A 4,710-nucleotide genomic window follows, 5' to 3' on the forward strand; every position below is an offset into this window, starting at 1 on the left:
TCGGCAGAGAAGGCCGGTCGGAGAAGAACGGAGATCGCCAGGGTGCGGCCGGGCGGAGCTACCCAGGTGCGCCCGAGCCTGCCCCTGCCGCCGGTCTGGTCGTCAGTGACTACGGCGGAGAAGTGGGGCCAGCCCTGCGCCGCACGCTCAACCAGTTCGGTGTTCGTCGATGCGCACTGCTCGAGCACATCAAGCCGCGACACGAGCGTGGCGCTGAGCGACAGAGAAGAAGACAGTGCCATGCGCCCAGAGTAATGCTGCGCGCCTCGGTGACGGGTGCGCCGTGCTGCTAGTCGACGGATACGATGAGCGCGTGAACTCACCCGAGGTTTCCTTGCGCACCCGAACCGCCCACGGCGTCATGCGTCTCGCCGCACGGCTGAGAATGGCGGAGCCAGAGATTCTCGGGCTTAGCGCCGTTGTGCGCCCCGGCGACACTGTCTTCGATGTCGGCGCGGCCTATGGAATGTATACGGTTCCCCTCGCCGCGCTTGTGGGGCCTGGCGGTTCCGTCAACTCGTTCGAGCCCCAGAAGCGGCAGTTTCGCATGGTCGGAGCGCTGCGCTCCCTGATCGGCGCCCGTCACGTTCGCGTAGCCCATGCCGCCATCGGAATGGAGCAGGGCGAGCATTCGATGCTGTTGCCCGTTAAGTTTGGGGTCCCCATTTATGGGCACACCCATGTGGCAACCGGAACCGAACGCGCCCTCACCCCGCAGGCGCCCCGCCAGCGCACGTGGAAGGTGCGAATGGAGACGGTGGATGCCTGGTGCGAGCAGCACAGCATCCCCAGCGTGTCATTTCTCAAGGTCGATGTGGAGGGGTTCGAGCCGAGCGTGCTCGACGGCGCCGAGGCGACGATCACGGCCCACCTCCCCAGCCTGTTGCTCGAAATCGAGGATCGCCACATCGGGCGCTATGGCAGAAGCGCTAACGACTTCGCCGACGACGTGCGCAGCCGCTGGCCCCAGTACCGCATGTACACCTGGTCAGCATCGGGATGGACCCCCACCGAGCGAGTGACGCTGGCAACGCGCAACTATCTTTTTGCGACTGACACAGCGTTTAGCCGCGGTCTTTTGTAGGAGACCTCACTCTGGCGGGGGTGGTGCGCCGGTAAAGTGAGGCGCGTGACTGCCGAAAACGCCGCCCATGTCGATGCAAACACCGACGCCGCCGCCGATGCCCCGAACATGTACACGACCGCTGGCAAGCTTGCCGACCTCAAGAACCGCTATCACGAAGCGGTGACCGCGAGCGGCGAAACCGCCATCGCCAAGCAGCATGCCAAGGGCAAGAAGACGGCCAGGGAGCGCATCGAACAGCTTCTCGACCCCGGATCGTTCGTCGAACTCGACGAGTACGTTCGGCACCGCACCCACGCGTTCGGCATGGACAAGTCTCGGCCGTACGGCGACGCCGTCGTTACCGGAACCGGAACCATTCACGGCCGCCAGGTCGCGGTTTATGCGCAGGACTTCACAATCTTCGGCGGGTCGCTCGGCGAGGTCGCTGGAGAGAAGATCATCAAGGTCATGGACCTTGCCCTTCGCCTCGGCATCCCCATCATCGGCATGCTCGATTCCGGCGGAGCTCGCATCCAAGAGGGCGTCGTCGCGCTCGGCAAATACGGCGAAATCTTCCGCCGCAACACCATGGCATCGGGCGTCATCCCGCAGATCTCCATCGTCATGGGCCCGGCCGCTGGCGGCGCCGTGTACTCCCCCGCGCTTACCGACTTTGTCATCATGGTCGACAAGACGAGCCAGATGTTTGTCACGGGCCCCGACGTGATCAAGACCGTCACGGGTGAAGACGTGGGCATGGAGGAGCTCGGCGGCGCTCTCACCCACAACAAGGTCTCCGGCGTCTCGCACTACCTCGCAAGCGACGAAGACGATGCCCTCGACTACGCGCGGGCCCTGCTCTCGTTCCTCCCCGACAACAATCTCTCCGATTCCCCCGCCTATGCGTCGGATGTCGAGCTCGAGATCACCGACGAAGACCGCAAGCTCAACGTCGTGATTCCCGACAGCCCCAACCAGCCCTACGACATGACCACGATCATCGAGCACGTTGTCGATGGCGGGGATTTTCTCGAGGTGCAGCCGCTCTTTGCCCCCAACATCATCATCGGCTTCGGCCGTGTCGAGGGCCGTTCGGTCGGCATCATTGCCAACCAGCCGAGCGCCATGGCGGGCACCCTCAACATTGAGGCGGGCGAGAAGGCCAGCCGTTTCGTTCGCTTCTGTGACGCCTTCAACATCCCGATTCTGACCCTCGTGGATGTTCCCGGCTATCTCCCCGGCACCGACCAGGAATGGACCGGCGTCATCCGTCGTGGCGCCAAGCTGCTCTACGCCTACGCCGAGGCCACCGTGCCACTCGTCACCGTGATCACGCGCAAGGCCTACGGCGGCGCGTACATCGTGATGGGGTCGAAGCAGCTGGGGGCGGACCTCAACTACGCATGGCCCACCGCCGAGATTGCCGTTATGGGCGGGCAGGGTGCCGTGAACATCCTCTACCGCAGCGAGCTCAAGACGGCCGAGGCCAACGGTGAGGATGTCGCGGCGGTGCGCACCCGGCTCGCCAACGAATACACCTACAACGTTGCAAGCCCGTTCCTCGCTGCCGAGCGCGGCGAGCTCGACGGCGTCATTGAGCCGGCCGCGACCCGCGTGATCGTGACCAAGGCGCTGCGCACCCTCAAGACGAAGCGGGCAAGCATGCCGCCTAAGAAGCATGGGAACATCCCCCTGTGACGGGCACCCCGTACGGCGAGGTTCCCGACCTCGCCGAGGTACCTGAGCCGATCGACATTGTGGTCACGGGAGGCTCGCCGACGGCCACGGAAGCCGCGGCCGTCGTTGCGGTCGTGAGTTCCGTCGTCGATGAACTCCGAGACGCCGACGACCCCGCCCCCGCCCCGACCTCCGCATGGATGCGGAGCGCCCGTTCTCTGAGAACGCCACTTCGGGCTGGCCCGGGAGCCTGGGGCGCGTCCCGACCGCTCCGCTAGGGTCATCCGAGCGAAATGTACCCCGGAGAATGCCCCTCACTCGGGGGGATTTGGCGGAGCAATTGGGCCACTTAGCGGGATTTTCACAAAATTGTCCCCCGGTCGTCCCCCGAAATGATGACTTTCATGTATGGTTGCCGCAATGCAACATAGATAGTGCTAGGTGTCACTCCAAGAGTCACACCACGATTCATTAGCCGACTAGGGTAAGCGGGCTAGTGAATTGGGGGCGAGTCAGGGCGATATTCGGGTTATCGTTTTGACTCGGGGTCTAGAGGGGCCGGAAGCTAAGCTTCCGGCCCCTCTCCCATTTCGCCGCCGATCGAGACGGGCAGCCGACCAGGCGAATCCGTTGCCCCGTCGTTGCCCTCCGCCCGGGGAATCTCGAGCCACAGCACGATCTCCGGCTCGTCACTCTCATCCGAGGAATGACCCAGCAGGTTGACTCCGCTTGCCATGAGCCCCACTACGGTGACAGCGACTTCAGACCCTGCCGCAACGGTTCTCACGATGATCGTGTCGGCCGCGCACCCCTGCAGGGCGTGAGCGATGCGGGAGTGCACGATCGCAGCATCGCCTGCGGGCAGATCATCGATGCCGCCCTCGTCGAGAAGGTTGACGGTCGCGCCTCTGCGCCTGGCCATCATCACCTGTTCGCGCACCGCGTCGTCAAGCAGGCTTCGGCCCCGAATCTCGTCACGGATGCCGGCTTCGAGAAGCAGACACTCGCGCCTCTCCCCCTCGGTCAATGCGCCGTCCGATTCGACGATGTGGCGCAGCATGGGCAGAGCCATCCGCCCCGTCTGCTCCAGGCGAAACCGTCGCTCCTGCAGGTGAGCATCCTGAGCGGCCTGCCACTGAGCGGCCTCCCGCTCGGCAGCAACATAGACCTGGGCGTCGCGCTCGGCCTTGCCCAGAGAGCTGCGCAGCATGTGCGAGACCCCCACCCACAGCACGCTTCCAAAAACCCCAAGCGGGGCCAGCGCGCCGAAGCCGCCCCACATAAGCGACTGCACAACGAGGATGCCGATGCCAACCCACGAGAGCAGGAGGAACCCGCGCGCGGAGGTGAAGACCATGAGCGTGCCGACGGCCGCAACGTACCAGGTGGCATAGCTGCTGCCGGGCACGAAGTCCGCCGGCAGCTGGGAGGTCACGAGCATCGGCAGAATCAGCGCGAGAGCCACATTGCACAGCCCGATCCAGAACTGCGCCCGTTTCGACTCCACGGCAAGGCTGACAAGGGTGGCCCCGGCAAACAGCAACCCGGCGAGCCCGACCCGACCAGGACTCGTTCCATCGTTGATTGACGAGGCGGCGAGGATGAGCAGGTAGCCAGAGAACACGGCGCCCAGGGCGATAACGACGTAGCGAGGCACGGAGAGGTTCACTGCGACACCTCCGCTCGCGCAGGCCACGTGATCGTGACCACGGTGCCGGCACCGGGCGAGGAGTCGACGCGCGCGACTCCCCCTACCCCCTGCATCCGCTCGATGATCGACACGCGAACGCCCAGACGCTCTGCCGGAATGTCGCCGACGACGAACCCGCGCCCGGCGTCGCCCACCTGAACGACGATCCCGTCCTGCGCCCGGCGCACGGTAACCCAGCGAGAGACGCTTTCGTCGCCCGCATGGTGAAAGCTGTTCACCATGGCCTGCAACGTGGCCGCATACAGCGCCTCTGCCG

Annotated in this window: 6 protein-coding genes; 3 read left to right on the top strand and 3 right to left on the bottom strand. The window is 65.0% G+C overall.

Features of this window, described 5'->3' with window-relative positions; genetic code table 11:
* Window positions 1-242: biotin--[acetyl-CoA-carboxylase] ligase (locus tag AC062T_RS09790; protein WP_476029557.1), on the bottom strand; the 242-nt coding region annotated here is incomplete at its 3' end.
* A gap of 71 nt (window positions 243-313) precedes the next feature.
* Between AC062T_RS09790 and AC062T_RS09795 the strand changes: the two genes are divergently transcribed.
* From AC062T_RS09795 to AC062T_RS09805, 3 genes are all read left to right on the top strand, one after another.
* The gene (locus tag AC062T_RS09795) at window positions 314-1,084 is read left to right on the top strand and encodes an FkbM family methyltransferase (protein WP_476029559.1); all 771 of its coding nucleotides are present in this window, start codon (window positions 314-316) and stop codon (window positions 1,082-1,084) included.
* A gap of 108 nt (window positions 1,085-1,192) precedes the next feature.
* Entirely contained in the window at window positions 1,193-2,764 is a 1,572-nt protein-coding gene (locus AC062T_RS09800; RefSeq protein WP_476029567.1) for an acyl-CoA carboxylase subunit beta, read from the top strand.
* Window positions 2,761-3,021, top strand: coding sequence for an acyl-CoA carboxylase epsilon subunit (locus AC062T_RS09805; protein ID WP_476029561.1), 261 nt, complete (start codon window positions 2,761-2,763; stop codon window positions 3,019-3,021). The genes AC062T_RS09800 and AC062T_RS09805 overlap by 4 nt, the downstream gene beginning before the upstream one ends.
* Before the next feature lie 287 nt (window positions 3,022-3,308).
* On the opposite strand, the gene AC062T_RS09810 is transcribed toward AC062T_RS09805, so the two are convergent.
* Window positions 3,309-4,412, bottom strand: a complete 1,104-nt coding sequence (locus AC062T_RS09810; RefSeq protein WP_476029563.1) for a hypothetical protein — start codon at window positions 4,410-4,412, stop codon at window positions 3,309-3,311.
* The coding region (locus AC062T_RS09815; protein ID WP_476029565.1) for an ATP-binding protein at window positions 4,409-4,710 on the bottom strand (302 nt) is incomplete at its 5' end. The genes AC062T_RS09815 and AC062T_RS09810, both read right to left, overlap by 4 nt.

The sequence above is a fragment of the Homoserinimonas sp. genome (genome assembly GCF_056262345.1).